The 4,223-nt window shown below is 65.7% G+C and carries 4 protein-coding genes; all 4 read right to left on the reverse strand.

Features of this window, described 5'->3' with window-relative positions; all coding sequences use genetic code 11:
* A partial coding sequence (locus tag EOA29_RS27290) for a DHH family phosphoesterase (protein WP_189479005.1) occupies positions 1-855 on the reverse strand: 855 nt, incomplete at its 3' end.
* Positions 856-997: 142 nt separating this feature from the next.
* On the reverse strand, positions 998-1,981 hold the full coding sequence (glpX, locus tag EOA29_RS27295) for a class II fructose-bisphosphatase (RefSeq protein ID WP_126093443.1): 984 nt from the start codon (positions 1,979-1,981) through the stop codon (positions 998-1,000).
* Positions 1,982-2,249: 268 nt separating this feature from the next.
* Positions 2,250-3,563 (reverse strand): homoserine dehydrogenase, encoded by a 1,314-nt coding sequence (locus EOA29_RS27300; RefSeq protein WP_127221872.1) that lies wholly within the window; start codon positions 3,561-3,563, stop codon positions 2,250-2,252.
* 47 nt (positions 3,564-3,610) lie between these two features.
* On the reverse strand, positions 3,611-4,223 hold a 613-nt coding region (locus EOA29_RS27305; protein ID WP_127221873.1), incomplete at its 5' end, for an aminotransferase class I/II-fold pyridoxal phosphate-dependent enzyme.

The raw sequence follows: 4,223 nt of genomic DNA on the forward strand, positions 1-4,223 counted from the left end.
CGCCAGCGCCGCCAATCCCTCATTCTTCTGCTGGCGCGCGACCTGCAGCCCCTTGACCACGAACGCGCGATTGACCCCGGTGAGCGGCACCACATCGCAGACCGTCGCCAGCGCGACGAGGTCGAGCAGGGAAAGCAGATCGACAGGGTCGGCGTTCGGCAGCCTCTCGCGCAGCAACTTCGCCGTCTGCACCAGGCATAGGAAGACCACACCGGCCGCGCAGAGATGCCCCTGCCCCGAGAGGTCGTCCTCCCGGTTCGGATTGACCACCGCGTCCGCCGCCGGCAGCGCGCCGCCGACCTGATGGTGGTCGAGCACCACCACATCAGCGCCGGCTTGCTTTGCCGCCTCGATCGAGGCGGCGCTGTTGGTACCGCAGTCGACGGTGACGATCAGCTTCGCGCCGCGCGAGATCAGCTCGCGCATGGCTTCCGGATTGGGGCCATAGCCTTCAAAGATGCGGTCGGGAATGTAGATTTCGGACGGCACCGAGAAATGCGTGAGGAAGCGCTTCAGCAGCGCCGACGACGCTGCGCCGTCGACATCGTAATCGCCGAAGATCGCCACCTTCTCGCCGGCCACGATCGCATCCGCCAGCCGCGCCGCCGCCTTCTCCATGTCGGTCAGCGAGGCAGGGTTCGGCAAAAGCTCGCGGATGGTCGGATCGAGGAAACGCTCGGTCTGCTCGGCCGTCACGCCCCGCCCCGCGAGCACCCTGGCGACGATGTCGGGCACGCCGTGGCCTTGCGCGATGGCCAAAGCCACCATGTCCTGCCGCTCGGTCAGCCGGTGCCCCCAGGAGACACCGGTCGCCGACTGCCTGACATCGAGGAAGAACCGTCTTTCGCCCGTCATGCGGCGCGCCGCCTGCACATCATCCTCTGGCAGATATCAATATGCGGCGGCCGTAGCAATTCCGGGAAAGCGAGCGGCTAAAGGAAACTGTGGAACGGCTTTCCGTCCGCAATTGCGTCGAAAGAATTCAAGCAAGGCGAAATCAAAACTTGTCCAGATCCTGATGGCGCGCCTTGATCTCGCGCACGGTGCGTGAGGACGAGCGCAGCACGATGGTATGGGTGGTGATGAAGGTACGGCCGAACTTCACGCCGTCGAGCATATTGCCGTCGGTGACGCCGGTTGCCGCAAACAGCACGTCGCCGCGCGCCATGTCCTGGGCGCGATAGACCCGCTTCGGATCCGAAATGCCCATCTTTGCGGCCCGCGCCACCTTTTCCGGCGTGTCGAGGATCAGCCGGCCAAGCATCTGCCCGCCGGTGCAGCGCAGCGCTGCCGCTGCAAGCACCCCTTCCGGCGCGCCGCCGGTGCCGAGATAGATGTCGATGCCGGTCTCTTCCGGATCGGTGGTGTGGATGACGCCGGCGACATCGCCATCGCCGATCAGCCGGATCGCCGCGCCCGTGGCGCGCACGGCGTCGATCAGGCTGGCATGACGCGGCCGGTCGAGGATGCAGGCGGTGATATCGGTCACCGCGACGCCCTTGGCCTTGGCCAGATTGGCGATGTTTTCGGCCGGTGAGGCGTCGATGTCGATGGTTCCCTCGGCATAGCCCGGACCGATCGCGATCTTGTCCATGTAGACGTCGGGCGCGAACAGCAGGCTGCCTTTTTCCGCGATGGCGATGACGGCCAGCGCGTTGGGCAGGTTCTTGGCGCAGATGGTCGTGCCTTCGAGCGGGTCGAGCGCTATGTCGACTGCTGGACCTTTGCCGGTGCCGACCTCCTCGCCGATATAAAGCATCGGCGCCTCGTCGCGCTCGCCTTCCCCGATGACAACCGTGCCCTTGATGGCCAGACGGTTGAGCTCCTGGCGCATGGCGTCGACCGCGACCTGGTCGGCGGCCTTCTCGTCGCCGCGACCGCGCAGCCTTGCGGCGGCGACCGCGGCTCGCTCGGTGACGCGCACGACTTCCATGGTAAGGATCCGGTCGAGGCCGGCAACGATGTTCTGGGCCATGTTCATGGATGGGCATTCCTCGTTGACGAACGCGGTTCAGTTCTGAACCGCTCTACTCTTTGCTTCGAGCAATCCCGGACGCAAAACCGCAGCGCACTTTTCCCGGAATTGCTCCACCTCCCGCCAGAGGCGCGCTTCTTCTGGCAAAGCTCCATGACAACGGCAAGACTTGCCATGTCAATTTTTGAAATTGCAGCAATATCAATCGATTGAAGGCGGAACGTGACCTAAAGCACGCCTCCCGCAAGTGGCGAGATCGCGACGCGCTTTGGGGTTATTCCGCCCGCTCGATGCGGATCACCTGCGGCTTGTCGGTCAAATGGCCGTCCTTGGTGATGCCTTCGACAGCCTTGCGCACCGCGGCCTCCGTCGTCTCGTGGGTGACGAGGATGACGGTCTTCTGGGCGTCGGTTTCAGGCCCGGCCGCCTGCTGGACGATCGATTCCAGCGAGATGTCGTTGTCGGCCATGCGCTTGGCGATTGCCGCGAAGACGCCGATGCGGTCATGCACGGTGAGCCGGATGAAATAGCCGCCGGCGTGGCTTCGCATCTGCGCCTTCCTGTATGGCTTCAGCTCCTTCGCCGGCCAGCCGAAGACCGGCCCGTGCTGGAAGCCCGGCCGGCTCTTGGCGATGTCGGCGATATCGCCGACCACCGCCGAGGCGGTGGCGTTGCCGCCGGCGCCGGGACCGGAGAGCAAAAGCTCGCCCAGAATGTCGGTCTCGATCGCCACCGCGTTGGTGACGCCGTGCACCTGCGCGATGACGGAGGCCGTCGGCACCATGGTCGGGTGCACGCGTTGCTCGATGCCGCTTTCGGTTCGCTGCGCGACGCCGAGCAGCTTGATGCGGTAGCCGAGATCGGCGGCCGCGCGGATATCGGCCTGGGTGATGTTGGAGATGCCTTCCATATAGATGTCGTTGGCGGCGATCCTGGTGCCGAAGGCAAGGCTGGTCAGGATCGACAGCTTGTGCGCCGTGTCGTGGCCCTCGATGTCGAAGGTCGGATCGGCCTCGGCATAGCCGAGCCGCTGCGCGTCCTTGAGGCAGGCGTCGAAGGAGATGCCTTCGGCCTCCATGCGGGTCAGGATGTAGTTGCAGGTGCCGTTGAGGATGCCGAAGACGCGGGTGACCTGATTGCCGGCCAGCGCCTCGCGCATCGTCTTGATGACCGGGATGCCGCCGGCCACCGCCGCCTCGTAGTTGAGCAGCACGCCCTTCTTCTCGGCGATCTCGGCGAGCTGCACGCCATGCTTGGCCAAAAGCGCCTTGTTCGCGGTGACGACATGGCGGCCGGCCTCGAGCGCCGCCTTGACCGAGGCCCGCGCAGGCCCTTCGTCGCCGCCGATCAGCTCGACAAAGACATCGATATCGGCCTTTTCGGCCATCTCCACCGCATCGTCGAACCACTTGGCGGTGGAGAGATCGACACCACGGTCGCGCTTCGGGTCGCGCGCCGAGACGGCTGTGACGACGATGTCGCGACCGCACTGGCGGGTGAGCTCGGCCGCCTTTTCGTCGAGCACGCGCGCCACCGAGGCGCCCACCGTGCCGAGGCCGGCAATTCCAACACGCAACGCTTCAGCCATGTCCGGCGACGCCCCTCAAAGATTGGTCGGTGTGATGTGCGGCGAGATCAGCGGCGGGCCGTGAGCGGCACGACATTATTGGGCTGCTTGGCGGTCGAGGCCAGGAAGCGCTTGATGTTGCGCGCCGCCTGCCGGATCCGGTGCTCGTTCTCGACCAGCGCCAAGCGCACGAAGTCGTCGCCGTGCTCGCCGAAGCCGATGCCCGGCGCCACCGCGACGTCGGCATGCTCGATGAGCAGCTTGGAGAATTCGAGCGAGCCGAGCTGGCGGAACTGTTCCGGGATCGGCGCCCAGGCGAACATCGAGGCCGCCGGCGCCGGAATGGTCCAGCCGGCGCGGCCGAAGGAATCGACCATCACGTCGCGCCGCTTGTGGTAGACCTCGCGCACCTCCTCGATGTCGGCGCCGTCACCGTTCAGCGCATGCGCCGCCGCCACCTGGATCGGCGTGAAGGCGCCGTAGTCGAGATAGGATTTGACCCGGGTCAGCGCCGCGATCAGCCGTTCGTTGCCGACCGCGAAGCCCATGCGCCAGCCAGGCATGGAAAAGGTCTTCGACATCGAGGTGAACTCGACGCAGACGTCGATCGCGCCCGGGACCTGCAGCACCGAAGGCGGCGGGTTGCCGTCGAAGTAGATCTCCGAATAGGCAAGGTCCGAC

This window comes from Mesorhizobium sp. M1E.F.Ca.ET.063.01.1.1 (assembly GCF_003998155.1).
Classification (GTDB): Bacteria; Pseudomonadota; Alphaproteobacteria; order Rhizobiales; family Rhizobiaceae; genus Mesorhizobium.

What these genes read in the sequence shown, in the direction of transcription:
- glpX (WP_126093443.1), bottom strand. Translation starts at nt 1,981, where the DNA reads ATGAACATGGCCCAGAACATCGTTGCCGGCCTCGACCGGATCCTTACC.
- EOA29_RS27300 (WP_127221872.1), bottom strand. Translation starts at nt 3,563, where the DNA reads ATGGCTGAAGCGTTGCGTGTTGGAATTGCCGGCCTCGGCACGGTGGGC.